The sequence below is a fragment of the Mucilaginibacter sp. P4_D1 genome, assembly GCF_056401935.1.
The window spans coordinates 1-14,990 of record NZ_JBFUIJ010000082.1 but is presented as its reverse complement, the minus strand read 5'-3'; the positions used below and the strand labels follow the sequence as shown (position 1 = coordinate 14,990).

15 protein-coding genes are annotated in these 14,990 nt (G+C 42.5%); 6 read left to right on the top strand and 9 right to left on the bottom strand.

Annotation, left to right across the window (positions count from 1 at the left end; all coding sequences use genetic code 11):
* Nucleotides 1-403: 403 nt before the first annotated feature.
* A complete protein-coding gene (locus AC1DV1_RS30510) occupies nucleotides 404-1,624 on the bottom strand; it encodes an ABC transporter permease (RefSeq protein ID WP_477368356.1) in 1,221 nt (406 codons plus the stop codon).
* Nucleotides 1,625-1,709: 85 nt separating this feature from the next.
* Here AC1DV1_RS30510 and AC1DV1_RS30505 point away from each other — a divergent pair, with 85 nt between their 5' ends.
* From AC1DV1_RS30505 to AC1DV1_RS30495, 3 genes are read left to right on the top strand one after another with little or no spacing between them, the layout of a single operon-like run.
* Nucleotides 1,710-2,954, top strand: a complete 1,245-nt coding sequence (locus AC1DV1_RS30505) for an exo-beta-N-acetylmuramidase NamZ family protein (protein WP_477368353.1) — start codon at nucleotides 1,710-1,712, stop codon at nucleotides 2,952-2,954.
* A 29-nt stretch (nucleotides 2,955-2,983) separates the two neighbouring features.
* Entirely contained in the window at nucleotides 2,984-3,901 is a 918-nt protein-coding gene (gene fmt / locus AC1DV1_RS30500; RefSeq protein ID WP_477368350.1) for a methionyl-tRNA formyltransferase, read from the top strand.
* The gene (locus AC1DV1_RS30495; protein WP_477368347.1) at nucleotides 3,901-4,062 is read left to right on the top strand and encodes a hypothetical protein; all 162 of its coding nucleotides are present in this window, start codon (nucleotides 3,901-3,903) and stop codon (nucleotides 4,060-4,062) included. Before fmt ends, AC1DV1_RS30495 begins: the two co-directional genes overlap by 1 nt.
* Before the next feature lie 13 nt (nucleotides 4,063-4,075).
* Here AC1DV1_RS30495 and AC1DV1_RS30490 read toward each other — a convergent pair whose 3' ends face one another.
* Nucleotides 4,076-4,699 (bottom strand): hypothetical protein, encoded by a 624-nt coding sequence (locus tag AC1DV1_RS30490; protein WP_477368344.1) that lies wholly within the window; start codon nucleotides 4,697-4,699, stop codon nucleotides 4,076-4,078.
* 151 nt (nucleotides 4,700-4,850) lie between these two features.
* Between AC1DV1_RS30490 and AC1DV1_RS30485 the strand changes: the two genes are divergently transcribed.
* Nucleotides 4,851-5,645 carry a DUF3050 domain-containing protein gene (locus AC1DV1_RS30485; protein ID WP_477368341.1) on the top strand — a complete coding sequence of 265 codons (795 nt, stop codon included), beginning with the start codon at nucleotides 4,851-4,853 and terminating at the stop codon, nucleotides 5,643-5,645.
* Between the two features lie 114 nt (nucleotides 5,646-5,759).
* On the opposite strand, the gene AC1DV1_RS30480 is transcribed toward AC1DV1_RS30485, so the two are convergent.
* Together AC1DV1_RS30480 and AC1DV1_RS30475 are read right to left on the bottom strand one after the other, a co-directional pair.
* Nucleotides 5,760-6,596, bottom strand: coding sequence for an aminotransferase class IV (locus AC1DV1_RS30480; RefSeq protein ID WP_477368338.1), 837 nt, complete (start codon nucleotides 6,594-6,596; stop codon nucleotides 5,760-5,762).
* Nucleotides 6,597-6,728: 132 nt separating this feature from the next.
* Complete coding sequence (locus AC1DV1_RS30475; protein ID WP_477368335.1) at nucleotides 6,729-7,784, bottom strand: RluA family pseudouridine synthase; 1,056 nt, start codon at nucleotides 7,782-7,784, stop codon at nucleotides 6,729-6,731.
* Nucleotides 7,785-7,859: 75 nt separating this feature from the next.
* Here AC1DV1_RS30475 and AC1DV1_RS30470 point away from each other — a divergent pair, with 75 nt between their 5' ends.
* Entirely contained in the window at nucleotides 7,860-8,747 is an 888-nt protein-coding gene (locus AC1DV1_RS30470; protein ID WP_477368332.1) for a 1-aminocyclopropane-1-carboxylate deaminase/D-cysteine desulfhydrase, read from the top strand.
* A 28-nt stretch (nucleotides 8,748-8,775) separates the two neighbouring features.
* Here the strand turns inward: AC1DV1_RS30470 and AC1DV1_RS30465 are convergent, their stop codons facing one another.
* From AC1DV1_RS30465 to kduI, 5 genes are all read right to left on the bottom strand, one after another.
* A complete protein-coding gene (locus AC1DV1_RS30465; RefSeq protein WP_477368329.1) occupies nucleotides 8,776-9,231 on the bottom strand; it encodes a nuclear transport factor 2 family protein in 456 nt (151 codons plus the stop codon).
* Nucleotides 9,232-9,265: 34 nt separating this feature from the next.
* Nucleotides 9,266-10,057, bottom strand: a complete 792-nt coding sequence (locus AC1DV1_RS30460) for a DUF4350 domain-containing protein (RefSeq protein WP_477368326.1) — start codon at nucleotides 10,055-10,057, stop codon at nucleotides 9,266-9,268.
* A gap of 165 nt (nucleotides 10,058-10,222) precedes the next feature.
* Nucleotides 10,223-11,257 carry a LacI family DNA-binding transcriptional regulator gene (locus AC1DV1_RS30455; RefSeq protein WP_477368324.1) on the bottom strand — a complete coding sequence of 345 codons (1,035 nt, stop codon included), beginning with the start codon at nucleotides 11,255-11,257 and terminating at the stop codon, nucleotides 10,223-10,225.
* 111 nt (nucleotides 11,258-11,368) lie between these two features.
* Entirely contained in the window at nucleotides 11,369-12,184 is an 816-nt protein-coding gene (locus AC1DV1_RS30450) for an SDR family oxidoreductase (protein ID WP_477368321.1), read from the bottom strand.
* 24 nt (nucleotides 12,185-12,208) lie between these two features.
* Complete coding sequence (gene kduI, locus AC1DV1_RS30445; protein WP_477368318.1) at nucleotides 12,209-13,048, bottom strand: 5-dehydro-4-deoxy-D-glucuronate isomerase; 840 nt, start codon at nucleotides 13,046-13,048, stop codon at nucleotides 12,209-12,211.
* A gap of 349 nt (nucleotides 13,049-13,397) precedes the next feature.
* On the opposite strand from kduI, the gene AC1DV1_RS30440 reads away from it, so the two are divergent.
* On the top strand, nucleotides 13,398-14,732 hold the full coding sequence (locus AC1DV1_RS30440) for an OmpA family protein (protein WP_477368315.1): 1,335 nt from the start codon (nucleotides 13,398-13,400) through the stop codon (nucleotides 14,730-14,732).
* Nucleotides 14,733-14,990 lie beyond the last annotated feature (258 nt).

Below are 14,990 nucleotides of genomic sequence, written 5' to 3'. Positions count from 1 at the left end.
TTCCTCAAGAATAAACAAAATGGCAATAGGTTTTCTTAGCCATATTTGAACTCTACCATGAATAAAAAAAGCCGGACTTTCGTCCGGCCATGGTATCGTTCGCAAATATTATTGCTGGCAGGTTGCACCTCTGCAGAGCCTGGGTACTCTTATATCTGCATTTGCTATATACTGCTTTTTTTAGCTAATTCCACCAACTATTTTTGGCATCATTACCGAAAACAAAAACATACGAATATATATAAACATTTATATATAAGATAGTTAACTACTATACAAAGTATAAAAAAATATAAGAAAAGTATCAAAGAGTATCAGAAAAGTGCATAAAAAGTGGGAGAAAAGTATGTCAACAGTATGTGTAAAGTGTAGTGTTTAAATGATGGACAAACCAGTCAAAAAATTACTTAAATCTGATAGCCTTCACCGGCGAAATCCGGCTCACGAGCATCGATGGCACAAAAAGCACCAGCAGGCAAATTACCAATGTACCCAGGTTAAGCAGCAATACGTCCCATAAACCAAATTGCACAGGTACAAAGGTCATATAATACGAAGCCTGGTCGAGTTTAAAAAAATGGGTTTGCTGCTGAAAATAGCCCAAACCAAGCCCAAGCGCATTGCCTAACAACAAGCCGAGGCCTATCAGGTAGGTGGCATTATATAAAAATATTTTCCGGATGTTCCAGTTGGATGCACCCATGGCTTTAAGCATACCAATCATGGCTGTGCGTTCTAAAATCATGATCAGCAGGGCCGATATCATGTTGATAACCGCGACAACAACCATCAACACCAGCATCACTACCGAGTTTACATCCAATAATTTCAACCACTCAAATATGTTAGGATAATCCTCCATAACCGTTCGCGATTTTAACCTCACCGGTAAAATTTGATCCAGTTTATCTGCAGCAAAATCCACCTGGTCAAAATCGACTACACGCAGTTCGTACTGCCCTATTTCACCGGGTTTCCAATCGTTCAGCCGGTTTATCAGCGATAGCGAACCTATTACARATGTTTTGTCAACCTCCTCTACCCCGATATTAAAAATGCCCTTTATTTTAAACTGGCGCTTACGCAAGGGCTCCTGTACAAAATACATCAACAACTTGTCGCCCACCTTCAGCTTTAACCGGTTGGCGGTTTGTTGCGATAGCATGATCTCTTTTTGGGCTTCAACAGAATCTTTAAAGTCGATCACATCGCCGGCAACCATCATCTTTTTAAAGTATGACCAGTCGTACGTTTTATCAACGCCCTTTAGTACCACGCCCTCAATTTCGTTATTAGCTTTAATAATTCCGGGCTTGGTAGCGGTTGGCATTACATGGGTAATCAATGGGCTTTTACGCATCCGCGCTACAAAACCAGGGTCTTCAACAATAGGCGAGCTCTCGTATGAACTGTTCAGGTCGAACTTAATAACGCGTATATCACCGGCAAAACCCCGAACTTTTTCGCGAATCTCGTGTTTAAATCCTTTTACAATGGCCAATGATAATATCATTACCCCCAAACCAAGCATAATACCAATAATGGCAATACGTACAATCAGTTTTGAAAATGTACGCTTTGACTTGAATGTTATACGGGCTGATATAAAGGAGGCGAAACTCAATGCAGAATGATTTTTAGTACCTTCGCAAATATGCGGTTTTGCTATTAAACCTGCTACTTTTTAAATTGTTTCAAAACAATATTCTATGAAAATTATACCTGTTTTTTTACAAAGCGCCTTAATAGCAGTATTAAGTGTACATACAGCCTGCGCCAATCCGGCTTCTAATTCTAAAACCTCGCTGAAAGAAGGAAAAAACGGTAAAAAAATTAATACAGAAATATTGACCGGCGCCGATCAAATTCCGCTGTATTTTGACTATCTTAAGGGAAAAAATATCGGGATGGTTGTTAATCAAACTTCTGTTATTGGCAAAACCCTTACACCCAGTGTTGATAGTTTACTAAAACGTGGCATCAGCATTAAAAAGGTATTTGGACCCGAACACGGTTTTCGCGGCAATGCCAGCAATGGCGCCGTAGTAAACGATGCCGTAGATGCCAAAACAGGCTTGCCCATCATCTCGCTATATGGCAACAAACATTACAAACCAACGGCCGACGATCTGAAGGATATAAACCTGATGATATTTGATATACAGGATGTTGGAGCAAGATTTTACACCTATATATCAACCCTGCATTATGTAATGGAGGCTTGTGCCGAAAACAATATCGAACTGATGATACTGGACAGGCCAAACCCGAATGGCTACCTGATTGATGGCCCCATACTGGATACCGCTTACCATTCCTTTGTGGGCATGCATCCTATCCCCATAAGCCATGGCATGACCATTGCCGAATATGCCAAAATGATAAACGGCGAACGCTGGCTAAAAAACGGCGTGCAGTGCAAGTTAAAAATAATAAAAGTGGCCAATTACAGCCACAATATGCCTTATAAGCTGCCTGTAAACCCATCGCCCAATTTAAATACCGAACAATCTATTTTACTTTACCCCAGCACCTGCTTGTTTGAAGGTACAACATTTAGCCTGGGCAGGGGAACTTACTTTCCATTCCTGGTGTTGGGGCACCCCCTGTTAAAGGGCATTTATACTTATTCCTTCACTCCTGTTGGCATCCCCGGCATGAGCGAGAACCCTCCGCAAAAAGATAAACAATGCTTCGGCATCGACCTTAAAAATTACACGCCGAACCAAATACGGGCCATGGGGCACATTAACCTATCATGGCTGATAGAACTTTATAAAGCTTTCCCGGATAAAGAGCATTTTTTTAATGCATATTTTAACAAGTTAGCAGGCGGCAAAGAATTGCAGAAACAGATTGCCGATGGCAAAACAGAGGCCCAGGTCCGCGCAAGCTGGGAACCGGGTTTAAAGCAATTTAACAAAACACGTAGCAAGTACTTATTGTACAATTAATAAACGAAGCAAATAAAACAGCATATACCATGAGAATTGTATTTATGGGCACCCCCGATTTTGCAGTTGCATCGCTTGATGCTTTAATAAAAGCCGGCAGCGATATTGTTGGCGTTGTCACCGCCCCGGATAAACCCGCAGGGCGTGGGCAAAAACTGAACGAATCGGCAGTGAAACAGTATGCGGTAGCCAATGGACTAAAAGTATTACAACCTGAAAAGCTGAAGAATCCCGAATTTTTGGCCGAACTTAAAGGCCTTAAGGCAGATTTACAGGTGGTTGTTGCCTTCAGGATGCTACCTGAAGCTGTTTGGACAATGCCTGCCAAAGGAACCATTAACCTGCACGCTTCGTTGTTGCCACAATACCGTGGCGCTGCACCTATTAACTGGGTAATTATAAATGGCGAAAAGGAAAGCGGCGTAACTACTTTTTTCCTGAAACATGAAATTGATACCGGTGATGTATTGTTTACCGAAAAAATAACCCTAACCGGAACCGAAACAGCCGGCGACTTGCACGACCGGCTGATGAACAAAGGTGCAGGCCTGCTGGTAAAAACAGTAAAGGCGGTTGAAAGCGGCCGTTATCATGAACATCCGCAGGTACAGTTGTTAACCGGTGAAGAGCTTAAACATGCCCCTAAAATATTTAAGGAAGATTGTAAGATAGACTGGTTGCAACCGGCTAAAGCTGTATATAACAAAATCCGTGGCCTAAGCCCCATCCCTACCGCCTATACCGACTTGAACGGTAAACTATTAAAAATTTACGCCTCAGAACTTTTGATTGATGAGCCGGCAATACAACCCGGCGGCTTCCTTACCGATGGTAAAACATTTTTAAAATTTGCCGCCAAAGGAGGTTTTATCAGTGTAAAAGACATACAGCTGGAGGGCAAAAAACGTATGGGTATTGRGGATTTTCTGAGAGGGGTGAAATTGTGATGGATCAATCATTGGAACAAGAAAATCCTGACTGGCTTTCATTAACAGAAGAACAGCGGGAAGGGGTACTTAAAGCCTATGAAGAAAGTGAGGATGAAGAAAACCTCATTCCGTTGGAGGACATAATTGCGAAATACGCAAAGTGGCCTTTTCTAACTTAGAGTCAAAAACATATTACTTTTTCTGATACTTCCTTGCCATCTGCATTGTTTTTACCCGTAAATGCTGCGCCTCATTGGCAAGATTGGCCGTACTGGTTATATCGGGCATGTTTTTGTCCTGGTACTTTTCAATAACGGGGAGGGTTGCAACTATTTTCAGCACAGCATGATAGTCGCCAATTTTTATCTGATTACTATCAATGTGCGCTTTTAAACTGGCAAACCTGCTTATTTTATCCATATATTTCAATTTACTATCGGCTATTAATGCACTAAGCTGCGCCCGCAACACGGTATCTTTTATAGCTGTTAATGATTCGTTTGCCGAAAAGTAATAACCATCTGATTTTGCAGCATAATTGTTAAACGCCTTTAAACTATCGGCTATGCCGCCGTTAAAATGGGTTAGCTGTTCTTCCAGCCTTTGGAGTTGCGGATCTTTTTTTGCCAGGTCGTCATAAATCTCATCCATTAACGAACCCGAAGGCATCCTCTTCAGGCTAAAGTCTGATTTATCGTCCTTTAACGGTTCGGGCATATCGGTTTTCGGTGTAGCAATATCTTTCGAAGGCGTAGAGTTACATGCCGAAAAAAACAGGATGATGAGCACAGTTGATAATAAGGCGGTTGCTTTCATAATTGATTATATGTAATAGGAGAAGGAATATTTAGTATTGTTACTGTTATGGCCAACGATATTCTAATCAAGCCAAAGTCAAAAATTACAACTTAACGTTTTTTAACACCTGTTATTGCTACTTTTGGGGCCATAAAATACGGAGTACCCGATGGCAAATTACAGCGAGCGCATAGCACTACTAAAAAAACAGATCCAGCCTCTACGCGATCAACTAATTCAACACGAATTATATAAAAACATTAATTCTTTGGATGAATTAACCGTTTTTATGGATCACCATGTGTTTGCCGTGTGGGATTTTATGTCGCTGTTAAAATCGTTGCAACAAAAGCTTACCTGTACTGCCACACCCTGGATGCCAACCGGTAATGCCAATACACGCTACCTGATCAATGAAATTGTAACCGGCGAAGAAAGCGATGTTGACGAACAAGGCAACCGCACCAGTCATTTTGAACTATACCTGCGCGCTATGCAGCAGGCCGGTAGCGACGCTATTGCTATTAACAATTTATTTCATGAATTAAACTTCGGCAAACATATCGACGAAGCTTTAATTATTGCTGATATCCCGTTGGCGGCCCGCAATTTTATGCTGCATACTTTTGATGTTATCGGCACCAACAAAAACCATGTGCAGGCTGCGGTATTTACCTTTGGCCGTGAGGATTTAATCCCCGATATGTTTGTGAGTATTGTTAAAGAACTCAGCCGCCAACTGCCCGGCAAGGTTGATATTTTGCTTTACTACATGGAGCGCCACATTGAAGTTGATGGCGACCACCACTCCCACCTGGCCTACGAAATGACCGCCGAGCTTTGCGGTGACGACGACTCCAAATGGGAAGAAGCAACCACTGCCGTACAAGAGGCATTGCAAGTAAGGATCGCCCTTTGGGATGGTATACTGGCAGCTATTAAAGCGCCGGTAGCCGTACAGTAGTGATGTGAGATCATCGCCACTAAAGACATTCATTATTATTACTGCATGCAGTAGCAGGGTCAATATCAACATCAAATCAATCTTGATACTTGATACTTACTACTTGATACTTTTTTACAACTTATTCAGTTCATCCATCAAAACCTTACTTACCCGGTTAAAATAGCGCCTTACGCCAAAGCCCATTACAGTTTGGATGCCGCGGGTGGCATTGGTTAAAAACACTTCGTCGGCCTCGTAAAGGATGTCGGGATTTATCTGGGCTTCTGTAATATCTATGTTATTATCCTGGGCAAGCTTTATCACCACCTGGCGCATTACACCTTCTACACAGCCTTCGCTTAGTGCCGGCGTGTACAGGTGGTTCTGGTAATGGATAAATATATTCGAACTGCTGGCCTCGCATAAAAAGCCGCTTTGGTTCAGCAGGAATACATCATCAAGTTTGTTTTGCGTTTTATAGATACCCGCCATTACATAAATAAGCGAGTTACAGGTTTTGATGTTGGATAGGTAATTGGATGGCTTGGGCAATTCGGTAAATACATCCATGATCAAGCCTTTCTCGTTCAAAAAGTACCTTGGTTCGTCAGATGCTGTAAGCTCCAGGCAATAGCCCATTTTATTTTGGGTGGGCGTATACAATCCCTCGGCATCCCGGTAAACCGTCAGGCGCAGGCGGCCGTGCCTAACCTTGTTGCGCCTGGCAAGTTCCTCCACAATGTCCTTTAAAAACCAGGTATCCATTTGTGAATAGCCATCAATTTTAAGCGCTTTCATGCCGCGTTGCAGGCGGTCGGCGTGCAAATCGGCAAATTTAAGCTGTCCTTTCATCAGGCGCATACTCTCAAACAAACCGTCGCCATATTTAAATGCACGGTTTGCTACGCTAAGCAGCAGGCTGCTTTGAGGCAGTATTTGTCCGTTAAAATTGATTAACACTGGTGTCATTTTCAGATGTGCAGATTACAGGTGTGCAAATGTGCAGATTTTAAAACCGGATTGATTTATAAATGCCGTCTGCTTTATTAAAACTTAAACTACTGGGAAAAAATTATCCATTTAGCCACAAATCATTCTTAATTACTCCTCACTATTAGTATTGGCCTGGTTATCAGCCGCAGTATACCTGCGCCATTTTAGCAGCACGCTTTCAAAATCGGGTGGCAGGGGCGATTCAAACAGTACCTGCTTTTTCTGGGTTGGGTGTAAAAAGCCCAGGGTTTGGGCATGCAGTGCCTGGCGGGGCATCAGCTCAAAACAATTCTCTACAAATTGCTTGTATTTACTGAATACCGTTCCTTTCAAAATCTTATCTCCGCCATAGGTGGCATCGCTAAACAAGGGATGGCCAATATGCCGCATGTGCGCACGAATCTGGTGAGTGCGACCGGTTTCCAGCTGGCATTCTATCAGGGTAACATACCCCATACGTTCCAATACCTTGTAGTGCGTTACCGACCATTTGCCTTTCTCCGGGTCGTCATAAATAGACATTACCCGCCTATCGGCAATACTGCGGCCAATATAGCCCGTTACGGTGCCATCTTCAACCAAATCGCCCCAAACCAGGGCTATGTACTTGCGGGTAATGGTGTGGTCAAAAAACTGCTTGGCCAGCCAGCTCATGGAGCGCTCATTTTTGCTGATGAGCAGCAGGCCCGAGGTATCTTTATCAATACGATGAACCAGGCCCGGCCGGCCATCGTTACCCGGTAATGTTGGCAATTGCTGAAAGTGGTAAACCAAAGCATTTACCAATGTGCCGGTATAATTATTATAACCGGGGTGTACCACCATACCAGCGGCTTTATCAACCACCAGTACGTCATCATCCTCGTAAACAATATTAATGGGGATATTTTCCGGATAAACCTCTGTGTCGCGTGGCGGATGGGGTAATACAACCGAAATTACATCCAGCGGCTTTACGCGGTAGCTGCTTTTTATAGGCTTATCATTCACCAGCACATTTCCCAGTTCAATGGCATTCTGAATGCGGTTACGCGAGGCATTCTCTACCCGGTGCATCAAAAACTTATCAATGCGCAGCAGCGACTGACCCTTATCAACCACAACGCGTAAGTGTTCAAATAAATCCTGTTCTTCCTGCTCTATCAGCTCGGGTTCGTATGCCATTTGGGCGCAAAAGTAATCGTTTTTTGTGGTAGGTTAAGCGTAATATTGCAATAGCATTAAGGGCAGGTTATTTTTATGAATATTGATCTCGAAATTTTTAGTCCGGTACATCAAATTGCAAATCCGTTGTTTGATGCGCACGAGGTTAAAGTTTTTTTGAAACGGGATGATCTCATTCACCCCATGATATCGGGCAATAAATGGCGCAAGCTTAAATACCTGCTCAAATCGGCTCAAAACCAGCACAAAAATCATTTGGTAACATTTGGCGGGGCATATTCCAATCACTTATTGGCAACAGCGGCGGCGGCAGCTAAATTCGGCTTCAAATCTACAGGCATTGTACGTGGCGAAGAGGTTGATAACAACACATTGTTTTTATGCAAACTGCACGGCATGCAACTGTTATTTACCGATAGGGATAGCTACCGGGATAAACCCGCATTATTCCAAAAACATTTTGGCAATAATGAGCAGGCTTTTTTTATTGACGAAGGCGGCTCATCTACAGAAGGCGCCCAAGGCTGCGCCGAACTGGTAAACGAACTAACCGATAGCTACGACCATATTTTTTGCGCCTGTGGCACCGGAACCACCGCCGCAGGCATTATTAACGGTTTAACCAGCCAGCGGTTTACAACAAAATTTAATGCTGTCCCTGTGTTTAAAAACGGAGGTTTTATCAGGGATGAGATTAACCATTTTTTAACCAATCCTGTCGATTATGACCTGCATACCGACTACCATTTTGGTGGATATGGAAAAGCAACCGATGAACTTATTGGTTTTGTAAAGCATTTTGTGGCTGCCACCGGCATTGTTATTGAACCTGTATACACCGGTAAAATGATGTACGCTTTATACGACATGATTGGCAAAAACCATTTTAAACCCGGAAGTAAAATACTGGCCATTCATAGTGGTGGAATTTGGGGATTATTGGGAATGAAGGATAGGTTTTAAGGATAGATGGCTAAGAAATCAACTATCCTCACGGCACCTTAACTGCCTGCCGGGCCAGCAATTGCCATTCTTTTCCATTTTTAACCCAAACCAACAAAACACCCAGCTTAACTGCGCCCGGGCCCTTGCCTGCATCATTGGTAGCAGCCGACAATATGTGCCTAACAATAGCGGTATTACCCGATATCGTAATTGTTTGCCCCGTAAAATCAATAGCTGTAAAAACTGATGCGCCGCTGGTAAAGCTGTGTATAAACTCCTTTTTGTTTTGCACTTTGCCACTGGAGTGACCGTAGCTCAAGCTATCAGCCGCTATTTTATCCAGGGATAAGCTATCGGCACTTATCATCGTAAGGCGCAAGCGTTCAACTGCATTGGCAACTTCTTTAGTATGCGGATTCTGTTGGGCATCCGCGGCTCCCGGGGCAATAACACTCATAATTATCAACAAAAACAGGATTTTAATGGCGTTAAATATTTTCATGATTTTCAGTTTAGCTGTACAGTACCTCACTTAATTATTTCTTTTGTTTAACCTGGGCCAGCAACCAGGCCGATATATCATTTGCGGCTTTATCATTTTCATATCCCGCCGGTAAACGACCGTTGGTATACTCATTGTAAAGCCATGGGTCGGCAATAGCCAATACCGTTCCTTTGCCAAATTTAGCCTGGGCTATTAAGGTTAATCCGTTTTTTACCAAAGCGGGCTTTGCCGGTAAAATTGTACTTATGGAGCACACGTCTTTCATAAATATTTTTTGCGCGGTTTTAAAAAGCGGGTTGCCGGTGGTTATAATAGCACCATCCTCAAAATGGCTGTCGTCAATTACATGGTTCTGCAGGTCGTTATTAAAATTCATTCCGAATTTATTGGCCAGTATATTAAAGTGAGGCAGTTCAACATTGGCGCTATCATTCGCAAGCATTACCAATACACCACCAGCTTTTACCCATCGGGCAATTGCACCGGCATCTTGTTCGGTTATGTAGTTTGGTTTTGGGCTCTCTTTTTTAGTATCGGGATCAACGATAATATAAATAGACGTACCCTTTAAATTATGTGCTGAAGGAGCCGCTGGAAGCGAATCTAAAGTAGCGCCGCATTTTTTGAAAGCATCTCCCCAAATAGAATAACCGGTATTTTCCTTTTCGTCCCATAAATAATGGAAACGCTTAGCCTCGCCAGCAACGGTATGCACTTCGCGATTAAAAAAGTAATCTAACCGCACAACCTGCGCTGTTGCTTTGTAGCCCTGGCAAAGCATTAATACACCTATTAAACTTTTTGCAAATAACCGGTAACGCATAATTACATAATTTAAGAGCCAATATAGGTACAAGTATAACTGGTTTTCAAATGTATTGCCGAACAGGCAATTTTATTCGATACCGTAGAGAAATATTTACTACATCGATATAGTTATATCGGAGCTAAAAGCAAAATGCATAAGGCTTAAAACCAATAATAAAAGTTAGCGGCCAGGCCGTGATGAATCGCGGATGCAAACCTGGGTGGGTAAAACAACCGTTTCAAATTCGGTTACAGGCCTGCGGCTCTCAATCAAACTGATAAGCATTTCAGTAGCTTTTTTACCTATTTCAAATCCAGGCTGGTAAACTGTGCTTAACGATGGGTTTAAAACATCGGCCAATTGGGTATTGGTAAAGCCAAGCAAGGCAATATCGGCAGGTATTTTAAAGCCCAGCTTATGCAGCAACATCAGGGTTGTGGTAGTTATCCTGTCAGATGCTGTAAAAATAGCGTCGGGGCGATTGGGCGAAAGGAGTAATTCGTTAAGCGCGCTTTCAATCTCAATGAGGTCTTTACCACCGTGAAGGCAATATTTTATAAACCCGTCGTTTTGCTCCAGGTTGTTTTGGGCAAGGGCAGCCTGGTATCCTTTTAAGCGCTCGGCCGTGATAGATACATTTACCGAACTAGTTATATGGGCAATTTTGCGATACCCGGCCTCAATTAATGATTGTGTTGCTTTAAAAGCCCCCTGAAAGTTATCGGCAATCACTTTGTGCGTATCAATTTCGTCGCTTACACGGTCAAAAAAAACAATAGGCAGACCCTTTCCGTGAAGATCTTTGAGGTGGGATATATCGGCAGTTTCTGTTGATAAGGATATAAGCAAGCCATCAATTGCGCGGTACATCAAATGGCTTACGTTTAATTTTTCAAGCTCATACGATTCATGGGTTTGGGTAATAAACACATTATAGCCACTGGCGTGGGCAACAAACTCGATGCCGTTTATCACCTGCGAAAAAAAATGATTATCAATGGTTGATACAACTATACCTAAAGACTTGCTGTTACCCTTTTTTAAGCTGCGGGCCATGTGGTTGGGCTGATAGTTAAGCCTTTTTGCACACTCGCGCACAAGTGCTTTGGTTTTTTCGCTTATTTCATAACTATCCTTGAGCGCTTTAGATACCGCCGATGTGGAAATCCCCAGCTCTTTAGCAATATCCTTTATGGTAACAACCGCGAAATTCATATCCCTTTTTAGCTTTAATGGCAAGTTTAGCTACAATTGTAATTTATTGCAGCTAACAAACCTAAGATAAGTGAGATAAATTTCGCGGTGAAAAGTAGCGCGATTAAATTGTTACACGCCGCCAAAAATAGAAAAGCCACCATCCACACAAATCATAGACCCGGTTACAAATTTAGATGCATCGCTTAGCAGCCATACTAATGCGCCAATCAACTCATCCGGGTGGCCAAAACGTTTAAAAGGCGTTTGCTTTATCACCAGCTGGCCACGGTCGGTATAGCCCCCTTCGGGTTTGGTCAGCAGGTTCCGGTTTTGTTCTGTCAGGAAAAATCCAGGCGCAAGGGCATTCATCCTGATGGCATCGCCATAACGATTAGCCAGCTCAACTGCAAACCATTGGTTGTAACAATCAACAGCCGCCTTGCCTATATTGTAGCCCAATACTTTGGTAATAGCCCGCTTTGAATTCATTGATGAGATATTAACAATACTGCCTTTACCAGTTTGCGCTATGGCCTCGCCAAATACTTGTGTGGGGATGATGGTGCCCCAGGTATTTAAATCCATTACGGTTTTCATGCCGGCTATATTCATTTTAAAAATGTCTTCATCGGGCTGTAAAACACCTTGCGGCATGTTACCCCCTGCCCCATTTACCAGGCCATCCAGCCTGCCAAACGTATCCATCAGTTTGGTTTTAGCGGCTTGCAGTTCTTCTTCGTTTAAAACATCGGCAACCAATGCTACCGCTTTGCCGCCATTTTGATTGATGGCATTGGCACGCTCTTCGGCAACCTGGGCATTGCGGCCCAAAATACCTACGGCGCCGCCTGCTTCAACAATACCGTTTATAAAGGCGCTGCCCAATATGCCCGTTCCACCTGTTACTACAATTACTTTACCGGCTAAAGAGAAATTATTTTCCAATGTATATTATTTTATTGATGGTGATTACCTGAGATCTGTAATAGCAATGGGGTCCATATCGGTATAGTCAAGGTTCTCGCCTGCCATACCCCAAATAAAGCTATAGCTTGCCGTACCGCTACCCGAGTGGATGCTCCATGGCGGCGATACCACGGCATCGTAATTATTCATAGTGATATGGCGGGTTTCGTTGCCCTCGCCCATGTAATGGAATATCTTTTGCCCCTCGGGAACATCAAAATAAAAATAAGCTTCCATCCGTCGGTCATGTACATGCGATGGCATGGTATTCCATACGCTACCCTCGTGCAAAATGGTAAGCCCCATAACCAGCTGGCAGCTTTTGGTGCCTTCCAGGTGGATGTATTTATTAATAGTACGATGATTTGCTGTTGATGCCGAGCCAAGAGTAACTTTTACAGCATCGGCATGGGTTAACAAGGTTGTTGGGTAGGTTGCATGGGCCGGGGCCGAAAGCAAGTAGAAAACTGCCGGCTCATTGCTGTTTTTACTGGCAAAATGTACGCTTTTAGTGCCCTTGCCAATGTACAGGCAATCAAGTTTTTTTACATCATAGGTAATGCCATCGGCAATTACAACGCCATCGCCCGCCACGTTGATAATACCAATTTCGCGGCGCTCTAAAAAATACTGCGCACGCAGGTTTGGATAATTTGGCAGCAGCAGTTGGGTATCCGTTGGATTGGCAAAGCCAACTATCATACGGTCATAGTGGGTATAAGTACAATTGATTGCACCTTTTTGTACCTGCTTATCTATCAAAAAACGCGACCGTATGGTAGCAGTATCATATCGCTTAAAATCCTCCGGATGTACACTTTGTATTACTTTCAATGGTATCATGTATTAAGGTTAATGCATGCAATTCTACAACCCGCGCTATTAATTAAAAAGATATCCTTCGCTTATTTTTACTTCAACGTTGTAGTAGCTGTAGTAAAGGTATAAATATTATCATTTGTCGTTGAGCATAGTTGCAAAACCAGCATGCACCGTGTGAATGTAATGCTTATAGCTTCATACTTGCAGACCCATTAAAACCCATAAAATACCTTTTACAACAAAATATATCTCCTTAATAATTAATAATTTAAATAAAATGTTTCTGTAGCAGAAAACTTTTTTCAAAAAAATGAGTTTTTAGCATTAAATCATTAAGATTCTTAATGACGTTTATTAATAAATTAAAACTATGAACTATTCTACATTGAAGAAATCAGCCGCGTTGTCGTTTGCATCTTTGATGGTTGTAGGTATGGCTAATGCTCAAACCGATTCCACCAAAACAGCAACTACTACCACGACTGAAGCCTCTACCGCCAAGGTATTTGGTGGTATTGGCCAGTACAACACATTCAGTATTGGCGTTAGCGCCGGTATCACTGATGGGCTTGTTCCGTTTACCATTAACACTACCAACAAATTTAAAGCTGATTTGGGTTATGGTTTGTATTTAAGGCAGCAGCTATCGCACACATTCAGCTTGCAGTTAGACTATTTAGGTGGCAAGGTGCATGGCATAGACGAAGCTGGTAAACCGAAGTTTGGCATTACCGAATACAAAACCAGTTTTAACTCTGTGGCTTTAAGCGGCGTGTTCAATATTGCAAGTGTTAGCTTTTTACACCGCAAAAACAGCGTTAACTTTTATGGTTCTGCAGGTTTAGGTTTAGACATGTACAAACCTAAAATGTATGTTACGGATGCAGGTGCTACAGTGAATGACCCTTACGGACACACCGTAAAAGAATTATACGCACCTGTTGGCGCTGGTGTAAAATTCAGGTTATCTGATGCGGTAGCCCTGAACTTAGGCTACACTGTAAGCTTTGTACAAGGTTATAATTTTGCAGGCAAAAACACCTACCCAACTTTCAGCCACTACTCTTATACCTATGGTGGGTTAGAGTATACTTTTGGCCCAAAATCAAAACAGAACTTAACATGGGTTAACCCGGTTGCTCAAATGTATGATGAATTGTACGATGCAGCCCTACGCCAGGAAGTTGAAGCTTTAAAAGGCCGTGTAACCAATGTTGAAACCGCGGTTAGCGACCTGAAAAAAGATTCAGATGGTGACGGTGTTGCCGATCAGTTTGACAAATGCCCGGGTACTGCTGCAGGCAGCGTAGTTGATGGTTCTGGTTGCGTTATTGTATTCCCCAAACCGGATTCTACTTTGAGCGCTAAGCCTATTGCCACTCCTTACTCAAACATCCAGTTTGAATTTGACAGCTCGGTATTACGTACTTCATCTTACCCGGTATTAGATGCCACATCGGCTGATCTGCGTGCTTCTGGTAAAGGTGTTGAAGTTGATGGCTTTGCTTCAGCTGAAGGTACTGCTGCTCATAACCTTTCTTTATCAAAAGATCGTGCTAACTCTGTAAAAACTTACCTGGTTAACTCTGGTGTTGATGCCAAGAAAGTAAAAATCAAAGGCTATGGCGAAACTAAGCCAATTGCTGATAACTCAACAGAAGATGGTCGTGTATTAAACCGCCGGGTTCAGTTTAAACAAAAATAATTGTTAATAAAAACATTATTTGCGAAAGAGGCTGTATCATAAATCATGATCAGCCTCTTTTTTATTATTAATGGTTTATTGCTATAAAATCAATTAGTTATCTATGGTTTTATTTGTTTTAACAATCTGATTTTCATATATTTAAAGTATAGATATATGAGATATGGCAATCAGACAACCTGTTTTCAAACACTATGATCAGCAGCAAATATTAGCTATTCCGCCAACCCTGGAGGAGCTAATCCCGCAATCCCATCC